Annotated in this window: 21 protein-coding genes; 18 read left to right on the top strand and 3 right to left on the bottom strand. The window is 41.7% G+C overall.

Annotated elements, in window-relative coordinates; all coding sequences use genetic code 11:
- Positions 1-40 precede the first annotated feature (40 nt).
- The 7 genes from ATG70_RS15210 (at position 41) to ATG70_RS15180 (ending at position 12,249) form a co-directional block, all read left to right on the top strand.
- Positions 41-1,777: an ABC transporter ATP-binding protein gene (locus tag ATG70_RS15210; RefSeq protein ID WP_098445113.1), complete on the top strand. Its 1,737-nt coding sequence runs from the start codon at positions 41-43 to the stop codon at positions 1,775-1,777.
- Positions 1,752-3,509: an ABC transporter ATP-binding protein gene (locus tag ATG70_RS15205; protein WP_098445112.1), complete on the top strand. Its 1,758-nt coding sequence runs from the start codon at positions 1,752-1,754 to the stop codon at positions 3,507-3,509. Before ATG70_RS15210 ends, ATG70_RS15205 begins: the two co-directional genes overlap by 26 nt.
- A 169-nt stretch (positions 3,510-3,678) precedes the next feature.
- Positions 3,679-7,065 (top strand): SCO7613 C-terminal domain-containing membrane protein, encoded by a 3,387-nt coding sequence (locus tag ATG70_RS15200; RefSeq protein WP_098445111.1) that lies wholly within the window; start codon positions 3,679-3,681, stop codon positions 7,063-7,065.
- Between the two features lie 210 nt (positions 7,066-7,275).
- Entirely contained in the window at positions 7,276-8,274 is a 999-nt protein-coding gene (locus ATG70_RS15195; RefSeq protein WP_098445110.1) for a sugar-binding protein, read from the top strand.
- Positions 8,271-9,719, top strand: coding sequence for a sensor histidine kinase (locus ATG70_RS15190; protein ID WP_098445109.1), 1,449 nt, complete (start codon positions 8,271-8,273; stop codon positions 9,717-9,719). Before ATG70_RS15195 ends, ATG70_RS15190 begins: the two co-directional genes overlap by 4 nt.
- Complete coding sequence (locus ATG70_RS15185) at positions 9,712-11,265, top strand: helix-turn-helix domain-containing protein (RefSeq protein ID WP_179886296.1); 1,554 nt, start codon at positions 9,712-9,714, stop codon at positions 11,263-11,265. Before ATG70_RS15190 ends, ATG70_RS15185 begins: the two co-directional genes overlap by 8 nt.
- 177 nt (positions 11,266-11,442) lie before the next feature.
- Complete coding sequence (locus ATG70_RS15180) at positions 11,443-12,249, top strand: alpha/beta fold hydrolase (protein ID WP_098445107.1); 807 nt, start codon at positions 11,443-11,445, stop codon at positions 12,247-12,249.
- Between the two features lie 107 nt (positions 12,250-12,356).
- On the opposite strand, the gene ATG70_RS15175 is transcribed toward ATG70_RS15180, so the two are convergent.
- Positions 12,357-12,959: a YdcF family protein gene (locus ATG70_RS15175; RefSeq protein WP_179886295.1), complete on the bottom strand. Its 603-nt coding sequence runs from the start codon at positions 12,957-12,959 to the stop codon at positions 12,357-12,359.
- Positions 12,960-13,172: 213 nt separating this feature from the next.
- On the opposite strand from ATG70_RS15175, the gene ATG70_RS15170 reads away from it, so the two are divergent.
- The 8 genes from ATG70_RS15170 (at position 13,173) to ATG70_RS15135 (ending at position 23,391) form a co-directional block, all read left to right on the top strand.
- Positions 13,173-14,465, top strand: coding sequence for an ABC transporter substrate-binding protein (locus ATG70_RS15170; protein WP_098445105.1), 1,293 nt, complete (start codon positions 13,173-13,175; stop codon positions 14,463-14,465).
- A 74-nt stretch (positions 14,466-14,539) separates the two neighbouring features.
- Positions 14,540-15,481, top strand: a complete 942-nt coding sequence (locus ATG70_RS15165) for a carbohydrate ABC transporter permease (RefSeq protein WP_373560788.1) — start codon at positions 14,540-14,542, stop codon at positions 15,479-15,481.
- A gap of 68 nt (positions 15,482-15,549) precedes the next feature.
- The gene (locus ATG70_RS15160; protein ID WP_373560787.1) at positions 15,550-16,302 is read left to right on the top strand and encodes a carbohydrate ABC transporter permease; all 753 of its coding nucleotides are present in this window, start codon (positions 15,550-15,552) and stop codon (positions 16,300-16,302) included.
- Positions 16,303-16,459: 157 nt separating this feature from the next.
- Positions 16,460-17,905 carry a circularly permuted type 2 ATP-grasp protein gene (locus ATG70_RS15155; protein WP_098445102.1) on the top strand — a complete coding sequence of 482 codons (1,446 nt, stop codon included), beginning with the start codon at positions 16,460-16,462 and terminating at the stop codon, positions 17,903-17,905.
- A gap of 20 nt (positions 17,906-17,925) precedes the next feature.
- Complete coding sequence (locus ATG70_RS15150) at positions 17,926-18,891, top strand: alpha-E domain-containing protein (protein ID WP_098445101.1); 966 nt, start codon at positions 17,926-17,928, stop codon at positions 18,889-18,891.
- A complete protein-coding gene (locus ATG70_RS15145) occupies positions 18,888-19,754 on the top strand; it encodes a transglutaminase family protein (protein ID WP_098445100.1) in 867 nt (288 codons plus the stop codon). Before ATG70_RS15150 ends, ATG70_RS15145 begins: the two co-directional genes overlap by 4 nt.
- A 156-nt stretch (positions 19,755-19,910) precedes the next feature.
- The gene (gene fdhF / locus ATG70_RS15140) at positions 19,911-22,877 is read left to right on the top strand and encodes a formate dehydrogenase subunit alpha (protein WP_098445099.1); all 2,967 of its coding nucleotides are present in this window, start codon (positions 19,911-19,913) and stop codon (positions 22,875-22,877) included.
- On the top strand, positions 22,861-23,391 hold the full coding sequence (locus ATG70_RS15135) for a DUF1641 domain-containing protein (protein WP_098445098.1): 531 nt from the start codon (positions 22,861-22,863) through the stop codon (positions 23,389-23,391). Before fdhF ends, ATG70_RS15135 begins: the two co-directional genes overlap by 17 nt.
- A gap of 24 nt (positions 23,392-23,415) precedes the next feature.
- On the opposite strand, the gene ATG70_RS15130 is transcribed toward ATG70_RS15135, so the two are convergent.
- The gene (locus ATG70_RS15130) at positions 23,416-23,874 is read right to left on the bottom strand and encodes a VanZ family protein (RefSeq protein ID WP_179886294.1); all 459 of its coding nucleotides are present in this window, start codon (positions 23,872-23,874) and stop codon (positions 23,416-23,418) included.
- Between the two features lie 210 nt (positions 23,875-24,084).
- Between ATG70_RS15130 and ATG70_RS15125 the strand changes: the two genes are divergently transcribed.
- The 3 genes from ATG70_RS15125 to ATG70_RS15120 all read left to right on the top strand — a co-directional run bounded on the left by ATG70_RS15125 (position 24,085) and on the right by ATG70_RS15120 (position 26,257).
- On the top strand, positions 24,085-25,416 hold the full coding sequence (locus ATG70_RS15125) for a UDP-glucose dehydrogenase family protein (RefSeq protein ID WP_098445096.1): 1,332 nt from the start codon (positions 24,085-24,087) through the stop codon (positions 25,414-25,416).
- Between the two features lie 179 nt (positions 25,417-25,595).
- Positions 25,596-25,748: a hypothetical protein gene (locus tag ATG70_RS22570; protein ID WP_179886293.1), complete on the top strand. Its 153-nt coding sequence runs from the start codon at positions 25,596-25,598 to the stop codon at positions 25,746-25,748.
- A 92-nt stretch (positions 25,749-25,840) separates the two neighbouring features.
- Positions 25,841-26,257, top strand: a complete 417-nt coding sequence (locus ATG70_RS15120; protein WP_098445095.1) for a hypothetical protein — start codon at positions 25,841-25,843, stop codon at positions 26,255-26,257.
- Between the two features lie 63 nt (positions 26,258-26,320).
- Here the strand turns inward: ATG70_RS15120 and ATG70_RS22565 are convergent, their stop codons facing one another.
- Positions 26,321-26,458 carry a hypothetical protein gene (locus tag ATG70_RS22565; protein ID WP_159785156.1) on the bottom strand — a complete coding sequence of 46 codons (138 nt, stop codon included), beginning with the start codon at positions 26,456-26,458 and terminating at the stop codon, positions 26,321-26,323.
- Positions 26,459-26,482 lie beyond the last annotated feature (24 nt).

Genomic DNA, 26,482 nt, shown 5'->3' with positions numbered 1-26,482 from the left:
TAAAAATAAGAGAAAAGGAAGGACAAAGAGGGAGGATCCCATGCGAAAAGTAGTAACCTTTATGAAACCTTACAAAGTGGCGGCGATTGTAGCGGCCCTTTTAATGCTTGTTGAATTGGCCGTTGAGCTCTGGTTGCCGCTGTTTATGGCAGATATTATTGATAACGGAATTGCAAAAGAAAACCTCAGTGTGATTACTGAATTAGGGATTTGGATGATCGTTCTTACCGTTATTTCTTTTGTCGCTTCAATTATTAACACGTATCTTGCTTCTTACGTGAGTCAGCATTTTGGATTTGATTTACGAAAAGCGCTTTTTGAAAAAGTACAGTCGTTTGCTTTTGCAGACTTTAATCGCTTTCCAACATCATCTCTGTTAACGAGGCTAACGAACGATGTCAACCAGGTGCAACTTGTCGTTTTTATGGGCCTTCGCATCATGGTCCGTGCACCATTGCTTGTCGTTGGTGGTGTCGTTATGGCTTTTGTTGTAGATGTTCAGCTCGCTCTTCTATTAACCGCTGCGATTCCACTCGTCATTGTCTTTCTTTATTTTGTCATGAAAAAAGGCGTTCCACTTTTCAGTTCAGTTCAGGAAAAGCTAGACCGAGTTAACGGCGTGATGAGAGAAAATTTAGTTGGGGTGAGACTAATTAAAGCTTACCTTCGAAGTAAGCATGAGCAGCAAAGATTTAAGCAGGTCAATGAAAACTTAATGAGTCAAACGGTAACGTCACTTCGTTTAATTGAACTTGCTACGCCGGTTCTCTTAATTCTTATGAATGTTGCGATCGTTGCTGTCCTCTGGTTTGGCGGCGTGAAAGTTGTTGCTGGCACAGCGCAGGTTGGTGAAATTTCAGCGATCATTACATACGGTACGCGGATTACAGTGGCGCTTACAATGTTTTCGTTTATTCTTATGCTTCTCTCACGAGCAAGAGCTTCTGCTTATCGGATGCAGGAAGTGTTACAGACAGAGACGTATGTTGAAAAAGAATCAGGCGTTAAGCCAGCCGCATTAGAAAAGCTTGAATTTCAGCACGTCAGCTTCCGCTATCCTGGTACAGAAGAAGATATTCTTAGAGATCTTAATTTTACGGCAGAAAAAGGTCAGCTGATTGGGGTCATGGGGGCCACGGGATCTGGAAAATCTTCCATGATTCAGCTTATTCCAAGGTTGTATGAACCGACTGAAGGAAACGTTTTGTTCAATGGTGTTAACGAAACAGCCATTCACCTGGATGAACTCAGAAGTCGAATTGGCGTTGTTCCGCAGGAAGTGGTTCTTTTTAGTGGTACCATTGGTGATAATATTCGCTGGGGGAAAGAGAATGCAAGCAGAGAAGAAGTGGAAACAGCGGCTAAAGCAGCTCAAATTCATTCGTTTATTCTGACGCTTCCAAATCAGTACGATACGGTTCTTGGACAAAAAGGAATTAACCTTTCTGGAGGCCAGAAACAGCGTTTATCCATTGCCAGAGCTCTCATTCGAAATCCGGAAATATTAATTCTCGATGACAGTACAAGTGCTCTTGATCTGAATACTGAGGCAAAGTTGCAACAAGCACTTAAGGATCAGGAAAGTATGATTTTATTAATTGCTCAGAAAATCAGTTCGATTAAAGAAGCGGATAAGATCATTCTCCTCGAGGATGGGGCGATTATCGGAGAAGGAACCCATGATCATCTTCTTGAAAAAAGTGATGTTTATCGCGAGATCTACGTTTCTCAGTACGGAGAGGAGGCGGCCCATGAGCTCAAACAAAAAACCCTCTAAACGAAAACGACCGGATGATTTGAAGGGAACAGTTGCACGAATTTGGCGCTATTTATCCATCCAAAAAGGCTGGCTTTTTCTTGTCATTGTGATGGTCGTGTTTAGTTCAGGATTTAGTTTGCTTGGTCCTTATTTAACAAGCGTAGTGATTGATAACTATCTTGTGCCAGGTAAGTTAGAAGGTCTGCCGTTGATTCTGGGTTGGCTTGTCGCCGTCTATGTGTTGCAATCAGCAGCAACCTTTTTTCAGAACTTCTGGATGATCGGCATTGCACAGAAAACGGTTTATCGCATGAGAAAAGATTTGTTTCATCATCTTCATCGCCTGCCCATTCCTTTTTTTGATAAGAAAACGCACGGTGAACTTATGAGTCGACTAACAAACGATATTGAAAATGTTAGTCGTACGTTAAATAGTTCGGTCATCCAGATCTTCTCTAGTGTCCTAACACTGGTTGGTACAGTAGGGCTGATGTTGTGGTTAAGTCCGCTTTTAACGTTAATCACGTTCACGATCATTCCCCTTATGTTTCTCGGGATGAAGTGGATTACGAATCGAACTGGGCATTATTTTAAAGAACAGCAGCGAAACCTTGGAGAAATGAATAGCGTCATTGAGGAGACGCTATCAGGACAGCAAATTATTAAATCCTTTTCTCAAGAAAAGCGTGTCTTAACACAATTAGATGAAAAAAATGAAGCGCTACGAACGTCGGGGTTCTGGGCAATGACGTATTCTGGATTTATTCCGAAATTGATGAACGTACTGAATAACGTTAGTTTCTTGCTTATTGCGGCGGCTGGAGGTTTGCTGTCACTTAAAGGTTTGGTTTCAATTGGTGTCATCGTGGCGTTCATTCAGTACTCGCGTCTTTTTACAAGACCGCTGAATGATCTGGCAAACCAATTTAATACGATATTATCCGCTGTAGCTGGTGCGGAGCGCGTCTTTAACATTTTGGATGAGAAAGAAGAGCGGCCGGATGAAGGGGATGCGGTGTCACTCCAACAGGTGAAAGGGAAAGTTGCCTTTCGAAACGTATCGTTTGGTTATGAAAAAGATGGTGCAACGCTTACGAATCTCTCGTTTGAAGCAAAAGCAGGTGAATCGGTTGCGATTATTGGCCCAACCGGAGCAGGGAAAACAACGATTGTGAACCTGCTCATGCGCTTCTACGAACTGAATGGGGGCACAATCGAAGTGGATGATCACGACGTTACGAAAGTGAAGCGTGAAAGTCTGAGACAAAACATGGGTTTTGTTCTTCAAGATACCTTTTTGTTTAACGGAACCGTTCGTGAAAACATTCGCTATGGACGACTGGATGCAACGGATGAAGAAGTAGAAGAAGCGGCGCGAGTAGCCAATGCGCACACGTTTATTTCAAGATTATCTAAAGGATATGATACAGTGCTGAATCAAGACGGGGGAGGGATTAGTTACGGTCAAAGACAGCTTCTTTCCATTGCTAGAGCGGTACTTGCCGATCCTGCGATTTTGATCCTCGACGAAGCAACAAGTAGCATTGATACGCGAACGGAAATTCAAATCCAAAAAGCGCTCTGGTCGTTAATGGAAGGTAGAACGAGCTTTATTATCGCCCACCGTTTAAATACGATCCAACGAGCCGATCAAATTATCGCTCTCGATCAAGGGAAGATTATTGAAAAAGGCACTCATGAACAATTATTAGAGCAAAAAGGTTATTTGTGGGGTCAGGTCGGAACCTGACCCCCTCCAAAGACAAAACAAAGCGATTGTCCACCACAGGCGGACAATCGCTTTTTTACGAAGAAACAGCAGATTACAGAAATCATATTGCAAGGGGGAAACGAGTATGAGTAAACTAAGAGCAAGAAGAAAATAAGGAAAATGTTGTTAATAACTGGAGGTGGGAAACATGAATGAGGAAGAAAGGGAAGAGGTGTTTCGCTCTGAACTAAAGCGGCTTAGGCTAAAAGATTACATAACTGATCAAACATACGAGATCGTGTCTAGTGCTTATGAAAAAATGGTTCATCCTTCTATTGAAGTGGTTGAAGCAGTGGAAGAGAACGAGCAAGTACTTACTCCACCAGAAAAGGTTCCCGCTAAGGTGGCGCCAGTAACAGAGAAGAAAACGAAATCCACGCAGGAGCTTAGGGATCGAAATTTAACGTGGATCTTAATTATTGGCGTTGTGTTTTTGCTACTGGGGGCACTTGTTCTTGCTACAAGTACGTGGGATGTCATGACGTCCATCATGAAGACCGCACTTATTGGAGGAATTGCGGCTGTTTTCTTTGGGATTAGCTGGCTGAGTGGTCATAAGCTCCGCATCGAAAAAACGGCTTTTTCATTTTTAGTTCTAGGAAGTCTTTTTCTTCCGATCGTTGTTTTTTCAGCAGGATACTTTCAGCTCTTTGGTGAATGGCTATCCGTCCGTGGCGCGGGGAATGAAGTGCTTGGTTTGATTGGTGTCTTGATTTGTTTACCGCTTTATTTCATCCAAGCTAAGCGTCAGCAATCGCGGTTATTTGTTTGGTTTTCATTTGTGACATTGAGCATCGGCGCAGCTTTTTTTATTCAAGTGTTTCAGCCGACAGTGGATCTGTTTTATCTTGGAATCGTGTTGTTTAACGGATTGCTGTTGCTAACCTATGCGCGAGCAAAGAAGTATGAGCATCTCGTTCTTTTCACGAAAGAACTTCCGATTTATGCGCAAGGGAATCTGATTCTCTCAACCTTGCTTCTTCTGTTCTTTTACGAAAGCGAAGTTTTTTATAGTTTTAATGTCATTGTGACAGCATTTTTATATCTTGCCATGATCTATATTGGCAAACAAAAAGAATATCATTTTGTGTTTACGCTTTTGCTCGTCTATGGAATCTATCAGCTAATCGAGCATTCTGTCCTTGAATCGGCAGACGTTATGCTATATGCGCTTGTAGGGTTTATTTTTATTGGGCTACAGTCGGTCGATCGTCTTCAAAATCCGTATATGAAAAAAGTATTTCAGCTAACGAGTGGTGCCGTATCGCTCTGCGCCTTTCTCTTTATTACGTATAAAGGATTATTCTTACGTTATGATGATCCGTCATGGCTTCTTGTGCTCGGTTATGTGATCATTAGCATCAATTATATCGCTCTTGCAAATGTAACCCGTTATCGGATTTTTGGATTTTTAGCCCCATTATTTCTTGCTGCAGCTGGCCTTTACTCGATGAGCTTGCTGTACACGGAACCCTCAACCGAAATGGTGATGATCCACATGTTTGCAACAGGGGTCCTTTTATATGCAGGTGGCTTTTACTGGAATGATTGGGCAGTCACGAAAAGAATAAAGACGGGGGCACTCGCCATTTCGTTTGGCCCCATCCTCTTGTCGCTTTTACTTGGACTCGTTAGCGGTCGATGGTGGTTGGAAAGTAGCTTATTACTCGTACTTGGCTTTTTGTATTTATCAATCTATCAAAAAGGGAAGTGGAAGTGGCTTCGCGATACTGGAGCGCTACTGTATCCGATTACGTGGGGACTCGCATTACTTGCACTTTATCCCCAATTTGCGAGAAACGATTTTTATGAAAGTGCTTTTGGAGCACCGTTTCATACAGCAATCGCAGCAATCTTAATCCTCGGCGTTCACTATTATTGGCGAAAAAAAGGCATGCAAGTATTGGAAGAGATGGCCTTTTGGACGGGTGTCAGCTTTTATGGATTATCGTTACTTCTCTTGCTTGCAGGGACGGTAAATGAATTGTTTGTTCGTTCAGGACTGTTGCTCGGTGGCGTTGGTATGCTTTATCTTATTTTCAAGCGTACGAAAGAAGAAACGTTATGGCCGCTACTAAGTCTTTTTACACTAGGGACCTATCTTTCGATTGCGGAAGCTTTCCCTTTTCAAGGAATGTTTCAGTGGCTCCCAGGAGCAGTCTTCCTGATCCTGATTGCCGATACGCTTGGGAAAAAAGATATCGTAATCCAGCAGGGTTATTTCTATCTTGGTCATCTCTATTTACCTGCCGCTCTCCTTTACACCGTTTTTGAACAAGGTAACGAGGCGGTTTTATATGTCGTCGCGCTTTTTGTTTATGTTTATTCTGTGCTTACGAGGCAGATCGAATGGGAAATTCGCACCTTTTTATATGCAGCGTTTACGGTTCTTCCTTTTCTTTATATAGCGATCCTTGATTTTTTAGAAATGCAAAGCGAGGCGTATACGTATACAGGGTTTGTACCGAGTATCGTGATGTTTGGTTTATGGTTCTTTCTTGGTGAAACATGGAAAGAACGGATTAAATGGTATGCAGTGCCGTTTGCCGTACTTGGACTATTCCCTTTTATCAACACTTACGAGGAAATTCAGTTGGTCCCTTTAGCTGTTGGTTTCTTGTATGCCACTATGGCCTTATACATGATCCATCAATCCGGTTGGCAGCTGTTCACGGTTGTTCCTCTTCTTTTCGTGCAATCGATGATCTTCCTTCTGCCAATCGAGACGACCTTGATGAAAACATTGGTATATGTTGGCGCAGCAGCCGTTCTACTTACGGCTGGTTACTTCATTCATCAAACACTCTATTCACTTCGGGCAAACCCGATGAATGAAAAGTATATCGATTGGTACGCAATCATTGCCTTTTTATTGGTGTTGAACCTCTATCAAGACTTAACGTTTGCCTCTCTTTGGGCGGATGAGCTAAGAGCTCTCTTTATCGTTGCTTTTTTCATGTTACAAATAAAAAGGGTTCCAGCTGGAATTCCTGCAAAAGTGATGAAAACCGCTGCGGCGCTCTCGCTATTTGTCCCGTATTACACGCTTCTTCATCACCTTGAAATCAACGAATACATTGTAACGGAAGTCTATGTATTGCCGTGTCTTGCGGTTAGTATTTATTTATCAAAGCGGACGTGGGATCAAAACAAACAAATCATGAGTATTATTGAATGGGGCGTTCTTTTGGTCGTAGCCGCAATTCTTGTATTCGATGCGCTTAGTAGTAATACTATTTATGATGCGCTCATTGCTGGAGGGCTTTCCCTTGCTTCAGTACTTGCAGGCTTTTTCTATCGAATCAAATCTTACTTCCTGATCGGTTGTAGCGTGTTGCTTTTAAATCTTCTATTGCAAACGAGGCCTTACTGGGGCAACATGCCGTGGTGGGCTTACCTCTTAATCGCAGGCGCGACTTTGATTTCTGTAGCCAGTTTCTACGAGTGGCAGAAGCAGAATAAAAATGAAAAAGGAGATACGCTGTTACAAGTGAAGAAACAGCAGCTTTTAGCGAAATGGAAGCAATGGCGTTAAAGGAAAAAGCTGTCTCGCTGAACGAGGGTTGATCATCGTTCGGCGGACAGTCTTTTTTAGCTTATCAAAAAAACAAGTTGATTCCGTTTGGAGCGTTCGATATATAATGACATTAGGGAAGTCCTCTGAGGGAGGACAAGTGTCTGTGGAGGGGGTCGTCGCTACCGGTGACGTCACCGGTAGCGATGACTCCAAAAAGGAGGTAAATCAATGGCGCGCTGGATATATGTGATTGGTGGTTTGCTAGTAACGGTAACATTTTCTTTTTTTCTCTTCTGTTCTGTAAGGGCTTTCAACTTAACCCCAGACCGCCCTTCTGCTTCTTATAAAGCTCCGGATTATCGCTTCGTTCTTGTTACGGAAGAGGTTGATAATGATTACTGGCGACTTGTCGAAAAAGGAGCACGCGCTGCAGCTGAGAAGCATCATGTGTCGTTACAGTATACCGGCCCCAAACAAGCTAACCTTGATGAACATATGAAAATGATTGAAATGGCGGCTGCATCAAAAGTGGATGGCATCATCGCGCAGGGATTGAATCAAGAGGTGTCACCTACGATTATTAATCGCGTATCAGAAAAAGGGATTCCTTTTCTAACTATAGATACGGATGCTCCTGAAAGTAAGCGCGTGGCGTACGTTGGAACGGATAATTATTATGCTGGGTTTCTAGCAGGACAAGCGTTACTAAAAGATACAGAAGGTGAGGTAAAGGTCGGCATCATTACGGGCCGTTATGATTCAGCAAATCAAAAGCTTCGGGTCGAGGGATTTAAAGATGCGATTAAAGGGAGCGATCGCGTGAACGTCGTTGCTATCGCTGAATCTCAAATTACACGAATCCAAGCAGCCGAAAAAACGTATGAGATGATAAAAGATTACCCTGACGTTAATGCCTTTTACGGAACGAGTGCCCTTGATGCGATCGGCATCGTTCAAGTTCTTGAAAGTATTGGCATGACTGATCGCGTCTATGTGATTGGGTTTGATGTTCTCCCGGAAACCCTTCAACTTCTTAAAGAGGGAAAGCTTGAAGCGACTGTTGAACAAAAACCATATGAGATGGGATACGACGCGGTAGAATTGATGATTCAAGTGCTTGAAGGTGATAAGGTTTCCACCTATCACCACACGATGACAGATGTAGTGCGGCAGAAAGACTTGACCGAAACAGAAACAATGACGCCGGGAGGGATGAAACAACAATGAAAATTCAAGCGAGATTTATTCTCTTTTTTACATTGCTTGTGATTTTGATGAACGGTGTCGCGTTTTACTTGTTTCATAACAGTCAGCGTACGATTGATGATTATCACACGAGTTTTGAGCGGTTTATCGTCTTAAATGAAATCTCGCAACAAACCAATACGGTCTATGAAGCGATGAATACGTATTTAACGGCACGAACGCAAACGGAATTAACCGCTTATGCCACTGAACGAAAAATTCTTTCGCAAGAAAAAGAAGAGCTCCTCGATACAGTGAAAAATGAAGGAAACGATCAAATCGTCACAAACTATGAAAACATGATCGAAAGCTTTTTACTTGAATGCGACATTACCGTGCAGGCTTTTCAGAGGCAGGAAATTAATCAATATTCAGGTCACTTAAACGAAGCGGCGCAAATCTCTGCGTTTATTCAGGAAACGACCTTAACGCTTATTAATTCTGAATTAACGGATTACCGCATCTTTTACAATGAAATGGATCAAAAAAGTTCCTACCTTCAGTGGATGGGGATTTCGTTATTCGTTTCCATGATTATCTTTAGCCTCTTAATGGCCTTCTGGTTTTCGCGTGGCATTACAAAACCGATTCATGAACTTGCTGCTGCAGCTAAAAAACTAGCAAAGGGAGATTTTACGGCAAATAAAGTTGTCGTAAAGTCGAGAAGTGAACTGCGGTTATTGGCAGAAACCTTTTACCGCATGCAGGAAAATATACAAGGATTAATTATTGAAATGAAGCAAAAATCAGAGCTTGATCAGCTTTTGAAAGAAATGGAGTTAAAAAGTCTTCAAAGTCAGATGAATCCTCACTTTCTTTTTAATACCCTTAATACGATTTCAAGACGTGCTTATATTGAAGGGGCTGAACAAACGAGTGAGCTCATTGAATCGGTAGCGGCTCTTCTACGTTACAATCTTGGTAATCTAGCAAAAGACGTGACATTAAAAGATGAATTAACGATTGTGAGGGAATATTTTTTTATTCAGAAGTCGCGGTTTGGTGAACGAGTGAAATTTGATGTGATTGCAGACGAGAACGTGCTAGACTGCAAAATCCCTGTGCTAACGCTTCAGCCGATTGTTGAAAATGCCTTTATACACGGTGTGGAAACGTATGAAGAAGGCGGAAAAATTATGATACGCATTTATGCGGAACAAGACGATGTCATTATTGAGGTGGCAGACAACGGAGTAGGAATGGAAACGACAAGGCTGTCACAATTATTTTCTAATGATGAACATTCGCCTATAGATAATAGACAGGGACATTCTACGGGTCTTGGCATGCAAAATGTGAAGAAACGAATCGAATTGTTCTCCCAACAGGCCGGTTCCATGACCGTTCATTCTTCTAAAGAAGTTGGAACAACGGTCCGACTGAATTTACCTTATAGAAAACCAAAAGGAGATGAACAATTTGCTTAAAATCATGATTGTCGATGACGAGCAGCTAGAGCGGGATGCAATCGAAATGATGATAACACGAGAATATGGCGATAAGGTAAAGATAGTAAAAGCGAAAAATGGGAGAGAAGCAATTTCGTTTGTAGGCGAATTTCAACCGCATATTGTTTTTATGGACATTAAAATGCCCGGGATCGATGGGGTAAAGGCAGTTCGAACGATTAAGCTCAACCATCCGAACATTCGATTTATTATGCTTTCTGCCTTTGACACATTTAACTATGCAAGAGACGTGATGCAGCAAGGGGTGAAAGAATATTTGTTAAAGCCAGGGCGTAAGAGTGAAATTTTAGCTGCCCTTTCACGTGTCTCTAAAGAACTTGAAATAGAGCGAGAAGAAGCTGCAAAAAAAAACCATGTTCAAGCACAGCTTGCAAAAGCCGTTCACTTACTTGAAGGTGAGTGGATGAATGCGATCTTAATGAATCAAGTAACAGAGTTCAGTCCTGCTGAATGGAGCGAACTGCTTGGCTTTCAAACGACAGCAGGTTATGCCCTTGTTTTTAAATTTCCAAACAAACAGGATCGCTTCAATGAAATGGTTCAGTGGATCAAAAAGAAAGTGAAAAGCGCCCTTCCTGGTGAAGCTTTAATAGGAGTAAGAGATGAATACTATTTACCCTGCTTTCTTTTCAGTGACAGCCTTCAGGAGAAAGACAAGCGGCTAAAGGCGAAATTACTGCCTATGTTACGAAACCTTCTTTATGAATTCAATCAATATTTTGGCGTAGCGGTTTGTATTGGGGTAGGGAGGCCATATAAGGAAGCCGAGCAATTTGTCGCATCTTATCGGGAAGCTCTTCATACTGTTCGTGATCTAGATGTTGAACAAGATGTCACTTATGCCTTTTATCATGAAGGGAAAAGTGCTAACGTACCTCGGCATGATCGCACACAGGAGCAGGAGTCGATTGTGATTAATGCGATCAACAATGGTGACTTCACAAGAGCGATGAAAGAACTTGATGTGTATGTAGAAATGATTGCAGTTGAACCAACTTCCACTTATGTTCAAAAACTGAATGAACTCTTTCTTGTCGCTGAGCGTATTCTTCAAAACAATGGAATCGTCTTATCTTCTTATGCATACATCCGTGCGGAAAATGAGTATGAAGCTAGCAGTCTAGCGCGAGAAAAGCTACGAAAGTTGAGTGTGCATGTCCATGAATGGCGTGCGCTCCATGGCGGGGATCGTCTTGAACAGGTCAAGCAATACATTCGAGCCCATTTTCATAAACAGCTCACCCTTGAAGAAGCAGCGGAGCACGTTGAGCTTAGCCCCTATTACGTCAGTAAATTATTTAAAGATAAGAGCGGCATGACATTCATTGATTACGTTACAGAAGTTCGGATTGGCGAAGCAAAACGAGAAATGCTGGATGCCTCCAAAAGTTTAAAAGAGATTTGTTTCAACGTCGGATATAAAGATCCGAATTATTTCAGTCGAGTATTTAAACGAAAAGCCGGCTTATCGCCTTCGCAATATCGTGAGAAGTTGTTGGTGTGAAACTAGTATAGAAAGGGAAGTGGGTGCTTAGCGTCTTCTCGTTGATTTGTAGCAAGCTATTGACGGTTTCTTGTCATTACCCATTTACCTATTTCCTTCTCCACCATTCTAAAGTTATACTGTCTTGAGACGCAACTATGGGACGCAACATCCCTTAAACAGAGAGGAATTATCATCATGCTTGATTATAAGCTTTACAAAAACAAGGCCAGTGGCAGTGAAACGATCGTCTTGCTACATGGTCTTGGAGGAAACTATGGGATCTTCTGTCACCAAATAGGGACATACAAAAAGAAGTATCATGTGTTAGCGATAAACTTACCCGGTCATGGCCAATCACCAAGTACGTCTAGCTATGGGAAACCTTTTACTAGTGAATTAATTGCTAATGAAATTCTCGCTCTTCTCGATCAACTGAACATTATGAAAGCTCATTTAGTGGGGATTTCACTAGGTTCAGTTGCGGTACATCACTTGCTACAACAGGCACCTGAACGTGTTCAAAGTGCTGTGCTTGGTGGAGCGATTACGCGATTCAATCCCTTAGCTTCCTTCTTGCTGATGGCTGGAAATGCAGTGAAATCTTTTATTCCATATATGTGGTTATACAAATTGTTTGCTTATGTCATGATGCCAAAATCGAATCACGCACGTTCACGAAAGCTCTTTATTAGAGAAGCCCTGAAAATGAATCGAAGCGATTTTCTTGCATGGTATAAACTGGCTCCTCACGTAAAAGAAACTTACATGGATGTCCAAGAAAATAGTGGAAACATCCCGAAACTATACATTTCAGGTGAACAGGATCACCTTTTTCTGAAGCCTTTGCTAGAAGATACTAGTAGTGATGAACAGGCAAACCATTTCATTCTAGAGCAGTGCGGTCACGTTTGTAATGTAGAAAAACCTAGAGAATTCAATGTTGCTTCCATGGCGTTTTTTAAGAGAAATCGTGCACGGACAAGCATTTCTCCTGCTTTATAAATATAAAAAATGACTTAATGCGAAAGTGATTCTTCAATAAAAAACGCCTAGCCAATATGTGGCTGGGCGTTTAGCTATTCATTGAAATAATAGAATCCTATCTTTGTTTATCTACGCACATCCCCATCTTTCAATATACCGTTCTTTACATACCGCTGAATCGAATGGAGCTCTTTCATCACTCGCGCCTTCTCTCGTTCATCTTTCCACCAGTTGTTTCGCTGTCCTGATTCTCGATCGTCACTACAAAAGCTATAGGTGATCCAGTCTGGCATATACGTTGTAAGTGTGAGGTGGCACCTTTTCATATGATAGGGAGAGCTGACGATCAGGAGTCGATGAATCTGATTAAGACCGATGGAGCGTTGTAGCACCATAAGCGAGGCGAGTACATTCTCTGTTGTATTTGCAGCTTCGAGCTCCAGAAGGATATCTTCAGACGGTACACCAAGCTCGACTAACCGATCTCTCATCCATATGGCTTCAGGTTCTTCATTTTCTCCCCATCTTGCTGCGGAACCAGATACGAGAATTTTAGGGGCGCGCTTATCATGATAGAGGTCTGCTGCTTTTATGACGCGGTGAATTGTTTTGGCACCAAACACGAGAATACATTCCCCGGTTTGCTGATCATCTATGGTGTCATGAAACATTAACGTTGTAATTTCTTCTCTTGAGAGAGTGTCCGGATTTAATTCGGATAACTTCACTTCATTTTCACCTCGATCGAACAGAAATATCTGCATATCTTATCATTCTCTCTTTGCATGAGAAGACCCTTCTTTCATTTATCTTGTACTAGCTTATGAAAACAACCACAAAAAAGTGAAGGTAACCACAATATTATGAAGACGCTTACATGATTTTGTGAGGATTTATTTTGATAGAGTAAGAGTAACAAAAGATATGGGGGGATCGATCGTATGAAGGGAAGGCTTAAATCATTTACGGGTTGGTTTTTAATTCTAGTCTTAGCTCTAGGACCACTTTCTGCTTGTTCGAGTTCTGGGGAAACAAACGGCAGTAGCGGGTCAAGTAACGAAGAAACGCTTGATATTTTCAGCTGGTGGACAGGTGCTGGGGAAGAAGATGGGTTGAATGCGCTCATTGATTTATTTAAAGAAGAATACCCTGACATTGAAGTCGAAAACGCAGCCGTTGCTGGCGGCGCAGGAACGAATGCAAAGGCTGTACTTGCAAGTCGTATGCAGGGTGATGATCCTCCTGCAACGTTTCAAGTTCATGGTGGTTCTGAGTTAAATGACGGATGGGTTGCAGCAGGAAAAATGGAAACGCTTAACGATCTTTATGAGTCGGAAGGTTGGGAAGATAAGTTTCCAGAAGATCTAATTGATCTTGTTAGTAAAGACGGCGATATTTACTCTGTTCCAGTGAATATTCATCGTGGAAACGTTCTCTGGTATAACACGAGCGTTTTTGAAGAAAATGACGTTGAGCCGCCGACTACGTTCGATGAGTTTTTTACTGCAGCGGACCAGCTACAGGAAGCTGGCGTTACACCACTTGCCCTCGGTGACAAAGAGCCCTGGACAGCGACACACCTATTTGAAACAGCGCTATTAGGGACGCTTGGGGCTGATGATTACAAAAAGCTTTTCACAGGAGAACTGGCGTTTAGCGACCCTAAAGTGAAGGAAGCGGCTGAGAATTATAAAAAAATGCTAAGCTACGTAAACGAAGACCATAGCTCTCGTAACTGGCAAGATGCATCTCAGCTCGTTGCAGATGGAGAAGCCGCGATGAACGTCATGGGAGATTGGGCTAAGGGTTACTTTGTAAACGATCTTAACCTGAAAGTAAAAGAAGATTTTGGTTGGGTGGCAACGCCAGGTACTAAAGGGATGTTTATGGTGATTACCGATACGTTCGGCTTGCCAAAGGGTGTAGCAAATCCTGAAGACGTTAAGAAATTCTTATCTGTTCTTGGCTCTGTTGAAGGGCAGGATGCATTTAATCCTTTAAAAGGTTCCATTCCAGCTCGTGTAGATGCTAATCTTTCAAACTATGATGAATATGGAAAAGAAACGATTGAAGATTTCAAGAGTGCGAGTCTCGCACCGAGTCTTGCGCACGGATCAGCTGCACCTGAAGGTTTTGTTACGAAAGTAAACCAGGCGATTAATATTTTTGTGACGCAACAGGATGTTGATCAATTAATTGGTTCTCTTGAAGATGCTTCGGGTGATCTTAAGTAAAATGAGTTGGGAGAAGAATGGCTCTTCTCCCTTTTTGAATGGTAAGGGGGATGATGATGAAGACAGAAACAGCGATGAGATCGGTCACAGTATCAACGCGAAAAAAACGATCGCTTACAAAGGATCACATGCTTGCGATCGGCTTTCTTATTCCATCGATTCTTTTAGTTGGGGTTTTCGTTTATGGGTTTATCGGATGGACGGGCTATGTATCGTTAAGCAATTGGAATTCGCTGGTCCCAGACTTTTCTTTTGTCGGATTGAAAAATTATCTTTATCTGTTTAGTGATTTTCGCTTTCAAGCTGACTTACGAAATACGCTCTTTTTTACAATTATGTTTATTTTAGCGGTAATCGTGGTCGGACAGTTTCTGGCAGTTCTTTTAGACCAAAAGATCCAGCAAGAGTCGCTGTTTCGAAACATTTTTTTCTTTCCAATGGCACTTTCTTTTGTCGTCACAGGGGTGGTCTGGCAATGGCTATTGAATCCTTCCACAGGGGTTAATTTATTCCTTGGCAAACTTGGTCTTGATTCAAAATGGTATACCGATACAACGATTTTTCCGGCGATTGGCTGGGGGAAAATCGAATTCGGAATCCCGATTGCGATGATCGCTGTTGTCATCGCGGCCGTCTGGCAAATGACCGGTTTTTCAGTAGCTATGTATCTTGCTGGGTTAAGAGGCGTTCCGGAAGAAGTAAGGGAAGCGGCTCGGATGGATGGTGCAAATGAATTTCAGGTGTATTGGAAAATCATTATGCCGATCCTTCGTCCAATTACCGTTAGCGTGATTATTATTATGGCGCACATTTCGCTTAAAATTTTCGATTTAATATATGCGATGACGGGGCCGGGTGCAAACTTTGTCACAGACGTACCTGGTGTGTATATGTATGAAACGACGTTCAGAGGAAATTATTACGCGAACGGCGCAGCGATTGCTGTCATCATGCTTTTAGCGGTTGCGATCTTTATCGTTCCTTACCTCTGGTCGAGTCGGAAGGAGGAAGCCTAGTGGCTATACGATCGTTCACACGTCCCATTCTCTACGTTCTACTTATTGCCCTTTCTTGCTTTTACCTTATGCCAGTTTACGTGATGATCATTACGAGTCTGAAGCCACTTGAAGAAGTGACATTAAGTCAAATGTGGCAGCTGCCAACATCTTTAGATTTTAGTAGCTATTCCGAGGCATTTACGAAACTAGCACCGAATTTATTAAATAGTTTTTATCTCGTCATACCGGCTACGCTTCTTTCGGCTCTCTTAGGTTCACTGAATGGATATGTTCTTTCTAAATGGAAATTCAAAGGCGCCAATACGCTGTTTACTGTCATTTTATTTGGGATGTTCATCCCTTATCAAAGTATCCTTATCCCGCTAATTCAGTTTCTGAGAGAAATCGGATTGTATAATTCGATCGCAGGACTTGTGTTTGTTCACGTTGTGTATGGCATTCCGATTACAACACTCATGTTTCGAAACTTCTATGCAAGCATTCCAGATTCAATGATTGAATCTGCGAAAATCGATGGCGCTGGCTTTCTAGGAGTCTACCGTTTTATTATGATTCCCCTATCAATTACGGGGTTTGTGGTTGTTGCGATCTGGCAGTTTACGAACATATGGAATGAATTCTTATTTGCCGTCACGATTACGACATCGGATCAGCAGCCCGTCATGGTAGCGCTACAGAATTTATCAGGAAGTCAAATTGTGCAATGGAACGTCCAAATGGCCGGGGCGCTTTTAGCCGCACTTCCTACTCTTCTCGTGTACATTTTTCTCGGAAAGTTTTTTGTGAAAGGATTACTTGCAGGATCAGTAAAAGGATAACGCCTGAAAGAGCAGCTTATGCTGTTCTTTTTTGTTTAATAAAAATAGAGGTTCTACAAATAGAGGAATTTCGCCTTTTTATCTTAAAATTTGTTAGAATAGTTAGAAAAATGGTAAAATTGATATGTGAACGTACTTAAATGGAGGGGGAGTGCCGATGTTTCATTCTTATCATGTAGATGGTTACTTTGACGAAATGCTTCAGAAAGGCAAGGAGCCGAGAGGACATTGCAAACCGTTCCATGAAAAATTAAACGAAGTAGCGCCTGAAGAATTGCAATCGCGCTATGAGCTGGCGCAAAGTGATTTTCTCAGGCAGGGCATTACATTTACGGTTTATAGTGATAACGAAGGAACGGAACGAACGATGCCGTTTGATTTTGTTCCAAAAATTATTCCTCCAGATGAATGGCAGGAGCTTGAGCGTGGCCTCATGCAGCGCTTCGATGCTTTAAATGCATTTTTAGATGATGTCTATCACGAACAACACATCCTAAAAGACGGCATTATTCCCCGTGATCTCATCGTGAATTGTCAGCATTTCTTTCAGCAGGTAGCAGGGATCGATCTTCCAAGAAGGCAGCACATTTTTATGGCTGGCATTGATTTAATTCGAGACGATAACGGCGAGTATCGCGTTTTAGAAGATAACCTTCGGAACCCCTCGGGCCTCTCCTATGTTTTCCAGAACCGTTATGTGATGCGAAAAGTGTACCCAGAATTTTTTAATCAATATTCTGTTCAATCACTTGAGCAACAGTTTTCTTATCTTCATTCCGCGATGGCTTCGCTTGCTCCAGAAGGCAGTTCTTCACCGACAATTGTCCTCTTAACACCTGGCGTTCATAATTCAGCTTACTATGATCATTCTTTTATCGCTCAGCGAACGGGCATTGAACTTGTTGAGGGAAGAGATCTTGTTGTAAGGGAACGACAAGTCTATATGAAAACCGCTCGAGGTTTGAAAAAAGTGGATGTTATTTATCGACGGATCGATGATGAGTTTCTGGATCCACTTGAATTTCGTGAAGATTCCTTACTTGGCGTGCCGGGCTTGATCGACGTCTACCGTGCAGGAAATGTATCGATTTTAAATGGAATTGGCAACGGGGTTGCTGATGATAAAGCGATCTATCATTTTGTTCCTGACATGATTCGTTATTACTTAAAGGAAGAGCCACTAGTCAAAAATGTTGATACATATCTTTTACGATATGACGATCAGCTAGAATATGTCCTTGATCATCTGTCAGAGCTAGTCGTAAAACATACGAACGCTTCAGGTGGCTACAATATGCTAATTGGCCCTCATGCTTCTAAGGAAGAGATTGAAGCATATCGACAACAAATTCTTAAAAACCCATCTGAATTTATCGCTCAGCCAACAATCAAGCTATCTCGCTTGCCAGCTTTTAAAGAAGACCGCTTTGCCGCTTGTCACGTTGATCTTCGCGTTTTTATTTTTGGAGGAGAAAAGACGCACGTTTTCCCTGGAGGTTTAACACGTGTCGCGCTAAAAGAAGGTTCCCTTGTCGTCAATTCGTCACAAGGTGGGGGCGCGAAAGATACATGGGTGCTTGAAGAAAATCCAATTCATATTTAAAAGAGGAGGGAGCACTTTCGATGCTAAGCAGAGTAGCTGATTCATTGTATTGGTTAGCCAGGAATGTGGAGAGAGCAGAAAATAATTCGCGATTAATAGCGGTAAAGTTAACGAGCCGTCTTGAAAATGCCAATCCGATTGATGAAACGAATCAAAACTGGTACGAGCTCATTGAAATTAGCGGTTTTCAAGAGGTGTTTGATGAAGAATATCAACATCCAATCGATCGAAATGTGATGGAGTTTTTGTTGTTCTCATTAAAAAATCCGAATTCTATTCTAAATACCATTACGATCGCAAGAGAAAATGCTAGAGCCGTTCGAGAAATTATTCCGAATGAATTATGGGAGAGCATCAATTCATTTTATTTAAAATTAAAGAAGCAGAGTCATACCCCCTGGACAATGGAAGAAATTAGTGACATTTGTGAGTTTGTAAAAAAGGATTCTCTTCTCTTTCAAGGCATTGTTGAAGCAACAATGCCACGAGGGGATGCTTACCTTTTCATGGAAATGGGTAAACACTTGGAAAGGGCTGAAAAAGCCGCCCGTATCCTGGATGTGTATTATCACAAGAATTTAGCGTCTTACCAGAACAAAGAAATTGTGGAGTATCATCATTGGTGGTCTGTTCTTCAGTCAGTCAGTGGACACGAAGCTTATATTAAAACGTATCGTCCGTTAATTAAAAGTCGGAATGTGGCTGAGTTCTTCATTCTAAATGCTGAGTTTCCAAGGTCAATGATGTACTGTATCCAAAAAGTACGAAACGCCTTCGTAGCGCTCGAAGATGGACATGTTGAACATTATTCAGAGTCACTTGCACAGGAGCTCGAACATCTTTCCAATGACCTTTACGATTTTTCGATTGAAGAAATTCTCAATCAAGGTGCCCATGCGTTTCTTCAAAGTTTTCAACACCGTTGTATGACGATCGGCATGCACATTACGAAAACCTATTATCTGGGGGAAGTTGTGATACCATGAAATACGAAGTTACCCAAACGAACACTTATGAATATGAGTTGCCAGTAAGACAGAGTATCAATCAGTTCAGATTGCGTCCGCTGCATGATGTGCAACAAACGCTTCATGATTATCACGTTCGCATCCAACCTAATAGCAAAACTTACGGCCATACGGATTATTGGGGCAACTATGTCGAGACGTTTTATCTTTGGGGCGAGCATCAGGGTCTTGAGATTGAAACCGTTTCAACGGTTGAAGTTCATCCGCTACGCTTAGATGTTACGTTGCCATTGACGGATCAGCAGCGAACGGAACTTCATTCAGAATCGTTTAAACAGGCTTATACCGAATATATGATTGAGACGGATTATACGACGATTTCAAAGCATGTAATGGAAGAAGAAACGCGAGAACTCTGGGCAAATGCGCAAGATGAGCTTGATTTTGCAGTGAAGTTAAATGAACATATTTATAATTCGATGGAGTATGTGTCTGGAGCAACGAACGTGGAGACAACAGCAGAGAAAATCTTAACTCATCGTACGGGTGTTTGTCAGGATTACACCCATTTAATGCTTGCTCTTTGTCGACATCGAGGGATTCCTGCACGGTATGTGAGTGGGTACATTTACATCGGAGAAAACTCCGCTTATCGCGGCGATGCAGCAACGCACGCGTGGCTTGAGGTGAAAGTTCCGGGATTAGCATGGATTGGCCTCGATCCAACGAATAATGCGATTGCTAGAGAGCAGCATATTCGCATAGCAGTAGGACGAGACTATCGCGATATTTCTCCGTTAAAAGGGGTCTATATCGGCGGTGCTCAGACGCTTAACGTAAGTGTTGGAGTAAAAAACTTAGAAGAGCGGGTCAGCGGGTAAGGAGCTGCCCGTTTTTTTTATAGAGATTTTAAAAAATGTAAATAGAGTATCTTTTTTTGAAGTGTTAATTTTTTTCAGAATAGTGTCTAAGCTAATTTGAATTAGGGTATTGGAACTAGTAGATCATTTGAAAAATAACAAAAAGGGTGATGTCATTTGTCGGATTCCATCCACGTAACGATTAACGGCGAGAGTGTAGCCGTATCAAGTGAAAAAAGCGTGCTTGAAGCACTTAATGAAAATAGCCTTGATTTGCCTAGCGTATGCTACCATCCAAGTCTAGGGGCAATTGAAACATGTGATACTTGTATGGTGGAAGTGAACGGTGAAATTGTTAGAGGCTGTTCAACGGCTATTTCAAATGGCGATAGCATCAATACAACAGCCACGCACGTGAAAGAAGCCCAAACGATCGCCATGGATCGCATCCTTCACAATCACGAACTCTATTGCACCGTTTGTGATTACAATAACGGGACATGTGAAGTACATAATACAGTAAAACAAATGAAAATGAATCACCAGTCGATCCCGTTTGAACAAAAACCGGACCCAGTGGATAGCTCGAATTCTTTCTATCGTTATGATCCAGATCAATGTATTCTTTGCGGACGCTGCGTCGAAGCATGTCAGGATGTTCAGGTGACAGAAACGTTAACGATTGACTGGGAAAGAGAACGCCCGCGCGTCATTTGGGACAATGATGTGCCCATTAACGAATCTTCATGTGTTTCTTGTGGCCATTGCTCAACCGTTTGTCCATGTAATGCGATGATGGAAAAGGGAATGGAAGGAGAAGCTGGATTATTAACAAGCATTCAACAGGATACGCTTCGTCCGATGATTGAGCTAACGAAAAATGTTGAAACAGGCTATAATTCAATCCTTGCCATCTCTGATATGGAATCCGCCATGCGTGAAAATGAGATCAAGAAAACAAAAACCGTTTGCACCTATTGTGGTGTAGGCTGTAGCTTTGATGTTTGGACAAAAGGGCGAGACATTTTAAAAGTTGAGCCACAGGTAGAAGCCCCTGCTAATGGAATCTCCACGTGTATCAAAGGGAAATTTGGCTGGGATTATGTGAACAGTGAAGAACGTTTAACAAAGCCATTGATTCGTGAAGGAGATTCATTTAGAGAAGCGGAATGGGAAGAAGCACTGAAACTGATTAGTCAAAAGTTTTCTGATGTGAAGGAAAATCATGGTGCGAATGCTCTTTCTTTTATAAGTTCATCTAAGTGTACGAATGAGGAATCCTACTTAATGCAGAAGTTTGGAAGAAGTGTGATCGGTACGAACAACATCGATAACTGCTCGCGCTATTGCCAAACGCCGGCAACAGTTGGGTTATTCCGTACTGTTGGACACGGTGGTGATGCTGGGTCGATTAAAGATATCGAAATGTCTGAGCTTGTTATTGTCATCGGATCAAATACGTCGGAATCTCATCCAGTCCTTTCAACGCGCGTGAAGCGTGCGAACAAATTGTACGGTCAGAAGCTCATTGTTTCCGATCTTCGAAAACATGAAATGGCCGAGCGATCTGATCTTTTCATTCGTCCATCTTCAGGCTCCGATCTTGTCTGGCTCTCTGCTGTAACGAAGTATATTATTGATCAAGGCTGGGCAGATGAAGCTTTCTTAAAAGATCGCGTTAACGGTCTTGATGACTACATTGCTAGTCTCGAGAAATACACAATGAGCTATGCATCTGAAGTAACCGGTATCGATGAGGCGGAATTAATTCAAATCGCGGAAATGATTCACGAAGCCAAGACTACGGTTGCGCTTTGGGCGATGGGTGTAACACAGCATGGCGGTGGCTCTGATACGAGTACGGCGATCTCAAACCTCCTTCTTGTTACTGGTAACTATGGAAAACCTGGTACAGGTGCTTATCCACTACGCGGACATAATAACGTTCAGGGTGCAAGTGATTTTGGAAGCATGCCGGATAAAATGCCTGGTTATGAGAATGTGACAGATGAAAAAGTTCGTGATAAATATGAAAAAGCATGGGGTACGCCACTTCCTGAAGAAATCGGCTTAAATAATCATGAAATGGTTGACCACATTCATGAAGGAAAACTAAAAGCAATGTACTTAAAAGGAGAAGACATGGGAATCGTGGATTCAAACATCAACCATGTCCATGCTGCTTTTGAGAAGCTTGAATTCTTCGTTGTCCAGGATCTGTTCCTTACAAAAACGGCTCAATTCGCAGATGTTGTGTTACCGGCAAGTCCTAGTCTTGAGAAGGAAGGAACCTTTACGAACACGGAACGTCGCTTCCAACGTCTTTATCAGGCTCTAGTGCCACTTGGAGATTCGAAGCCGGATTGGCAAATTATTATGGAGATTGCTAATGAAATGGGAGCAGGCTGGGATTATGACAGCCCGAGTGACATTATGGCTGAAGCTGTTCAACTTGCAGATATGTTTGCAGGCGTTTCTTATGAGCGACTCGAAGGTTATAAGAGTCAGCAGTGGCCAGTTGCAGCAGATGGCACAGATTCACCGCTTCTATTTACAGAGGATTTTCCGTTTCCAGATGGAAAAGCAAGACTATTCCCTGTTGAGTGGACGAAGCCAATTGAATACGATGAGCAGTACGATCTTCATGTGAATAACGGTCGTCTGTTGGAACATTTCCATGAAGGAAATATGACGTACCAAAACGAAGGCATTAAAGCGAAAACACCTAATACGTTTGTTGAAGTTTCTCCTGAATTGGCAGAAGAAAGAGGGCTAACTGACGGAACGTTGGTAAGATTGTCTTCGCCGTATGGCGCCGTGAAAATTAAGTGCCTTGTGACGGATCGCGTTCAGGGGAAAGAAGTTTACATTCCACTAAATGATCAGGATGATGCGGCAATTAATTTATTAACGAGTAGTTATGCGGATAAAGATACAGATACTCCTGTATACAAAGAAGTAAAAGCAAAGATGGAAATTTTGAAAGATAAAGGCACTTCGCCCCTTCCTAAGGTGAATCATCGCTTTGGAAATCCACAGCCGCAAAAAGGTGTCATGGTTGAGCGAAAATGGGCAAGGAAAGATTATCTCTTCCCTGGAGAAATGGTGAAAAAGGAGGGCATTAATTATGGCAAAAGCCATTAAGCAAATCAAGCGTATCCAAGTTTCAGAAGAAGAGAAGCGAGCGAATGATCTTAAGGAAATTGAAGATGCGTTGATTGAAAACAAAGATGCCCTTCTTGAAACATTAAATGTTGTAGGTGGAATGAAGGAACGTGGTATACTCACTCTCTTAAATGGTATGTTTGGTGAAGGAGATCGCGTTTTAAAAGTTATCGTTGATTTATTAAATGTTCCTGAGAATACAACTGCATTAAAAAATCTTATGCTTCTCTTTGGGGCAGCTGGTAAAATTAACGTGCAGGATCTGGAGCCCTTATTATTAAAGGTGAATGCGGGGATTGAGAATGTTGCAGAGCATTCAGAGGGAATGGAGAAAACAGGGTACTTTGATCTACTTCGTGCCCTAAAGGATCCTGAAATTAACCGATCTCTAACCATTCTGATGACCTTTTTAAAAGGGATGGGGAAAGATACGGAGAACGAAGAGAAGGTTAATGATAAGTCACGCACATCTGAAATGAGACAAGATATTTAGCCTATTGCTTCAAAAGCCCCGCTCTCATTGGCGGGGCTTTTGAACGTGTTTTTTCTTTTGTGAGAAAATCAGAAAAAGCATGAGGGTAAGCATGATACCGAGCAAGTCTGGCACAAAAACATCAATTAAATGACCCGTTCTTCCTTCAACGAGACTTTGATGAAATTCATCAAACAGCGCATAAAGAAAGGCCAGGATTGAGCCAAGGAAAATCGGTGCTTTTTTATTCTGCTCTTTTAATGCCATGATACATAAAAATGCGAGCAGACCGAACGAGGCGACATGAGCACCTTTTCTAAGAAAAAACTCGACGTATTCATAAGGCGCTGACGGTGTAACAAGCGCCCCATCATAAGTGAATGCAATCGGAGGCAAGTCCTCCTCTTGAATCGAGACCATTCCCTTGAAAAAGGGTTTCATATCTTGCTTTTGATAAGGGGTATGGGACGATATGAAAAGAATAACCATCATCGCAATGGCCAAAAAAGAAAACTTCCTCTTTGTTATGAATTTCATCTATTTTCCACTTTCTTTCTTAAGCAATTTAATCCCTATCATACCGAAAATCATGCATAATAGGGAGTGGTTTATAGAAAAAATGTTAACTTTTTGTGTTGATCAAGTGAATGTGGCCTGAAATGATTCATGCGCACTTATACTAAAAAGGAAATCATAATGAAAAGGAGATTTGTGATGAAAATCGCTGTAATTGGTGCTGGCTATGTCGGTTTAGTCACAGGCGTTAGTCTTGCTGAAATAGGACATCGTGTAACGTGCATTGATATGGACCATAAGAAAGTAGAGATGATGGCAGATGGTCATTCACCAATCTACGAACCCTACTTAGAAAATATGATGAGAAGGAATTTGCGAAAGGGTCGGCTCCAATTCACGACTTCTCATCAGGAGGGTTTTGACGGAGTGGAAGTGATCTACATTGCTGTAGGAACTCCCCAGCTTCCTGATGGAACAGCTGATTTACAATACATTGAAAAGGCTGCCTACGATATTGCAACTTCATTCCAAAATGATATTATTGTCGTCACAAAAAGTACGGTCCCTGTTGGAACAAATGCCCGTATTAAAGCATTAATTGACGAGATGTCAATGAACGAAAGAAGAGTAGACATCGTCTCTAATCCTGAATTTCTTCGGGAAGGTTCAGCTGTTTCCGATACGTTTCATGGGGATCGCATTGTCATTGGAGCAGATAATCAGGAAGCAGCTAGTGTCCTAGAACGAATCAACGAACCATTTGAACTTCCAATTTATCACACCGATCTCAATAGTGCGGAAATGATTAAGTATGCGTCCAATGCGTTTCTTGCTACAAAGATTAGCTTTATTAATGAAATCTCTGCAATTTGTGAAAAGGTGGGGGCAAACGTTGAAGATGTTGCGCTTGGCATGGGAAAAGATCGTCGAATTGGTGAGCAGTTTCTTAAAGCGGGAATTGGCTATGGTGGCTCCTGTTTTCCAAAAGATACGAATGCGCTCGTGCAATTAGCTGGCAACAATCAGCACAACTTTAAATTGCTTAAGTCAGTGATTGAGGTGAACCATACTCAGCAAAAGAAATTAATTGAAAAAACACTTGAGGCAGTGGGAGAACTACAAGGGAAAAAAGTAGCCCTACTAGGTCTCGCTTTTAAACCTAACACTGACGACATGCGGGAAGCAGCGTCTATTCCGATTGCGCATGCTTTAAAGAAGCACGGTGCTGAAATCGTTGCTTATGATCCGATTGCCATGGCGAATGCAAAAAAACATTTACCAGAAGATGTCCTCTATAAAGCTTCGTTAATCGACGCGTTAGAAGAAGCAGACGTGGCGCTGATTTTAACCGAATGGAATGAAATCAAGACACTCGACTTAAGTAACTATGTGAAGTGGATGGCTTCTCCCATTATTGTTGATGGTCGAAATTGTTATTCGTTAGATGAAGTAGAGAAATATCCCATTCACTATGTGTCAATCGGCCGTCCTACAATGAATCAACGAAAAATGTCTTTTTCTATTAAATAATGAGGTTAACAGCTTATGCTGCTTATCTCATTATTTTTTTGTATGTCCACAGTTAAATGTCTCGAGTTCAGAATATTAATACTTGAAAAAATCATTTACTTTGGTAAAATATGTTTGTTGGTATGCTTAGTAGGATAACAACTAGCATTTTTCAAAGTGCGAATGAATGGAGTGATAAGATGGTAGAGAAAACGTGTGACAAATGTCAAAAGCCTTCGTATAGTAGTAATTATCAAGGAGAGTGGATTTGTCCTTATTGCGGAAAAGATCTTACAAAAATCCTTGCAAATAATGAGGATTATCTTTATAGTGCAGAAACAATAAAGAAATAATTTTTATTTTAAAATGGTATTTAACTAAACAGAGGCGAATCACTGGTCCTTGATATGACTAGATTAAAGTTGCTCGAAAAGGATTGTGTGATATGGGAGAATTTATTAAGTTGATTGTGGCGATTGTTAATGAGCTACATGACATTGTCATTGGTATAATGAACGGGATGGGTTTTTCGGTCACTGATAAGGATCTCCATTTCTGGGTCATCGGTTTAATGGGAATGGGAGGATTTGTCGTTGTCCAATTTTTATTTCGATTGCTTTCAAAATGGAGCATCACAGCCATTTCATTCATTTATACAATAACGGTATTGCTCGTGATCGTCTTTGCCATTGAGATTCAGCAGAAAATCACTGGCAGAGGAAATATGGAATTTGCCGATGCAGTAGTAGGATTGCAGGGATTTGTCGTTTTGTTCCTCGTCTATTTAGCCATTCGCCTTCTGGTCATGGGTGTAAAAAGGTTACATAAACCAAACACCAATAAGAACACACGAAGTAGATAACCTGAAGGGGTTATCTTTTTTTCATAATAAAAAGAAGAGAACAATCGCTCTCTTCTTTCGAGATTAGTAAGTCATTTGCGTGAGAAAAGCAATAGCCGCTCCAATGACGATAGCAGACACAGGTAGCAAAAGATAAATCATCTTCTCCTTACGCTGTCTACGATATTGGATTTCTTCAGGCGTTAGCCATGATTCTTTCATAATTAAATCTCCCCCTGGGTTCTT

The organism is Bacillus sp. es.036, from assembly GCF_002563635.1.
Taxonomy (GTDB): domain Bacteria; phylum Bacillota; class Bacilli; order Bacillales; family Guptibacillaceae; genus Guptibacillus.
Note: the sequence above shows the minus strand (reverse complement) of the source record. Positions and strands in the feature narration are given on the sequence as shown.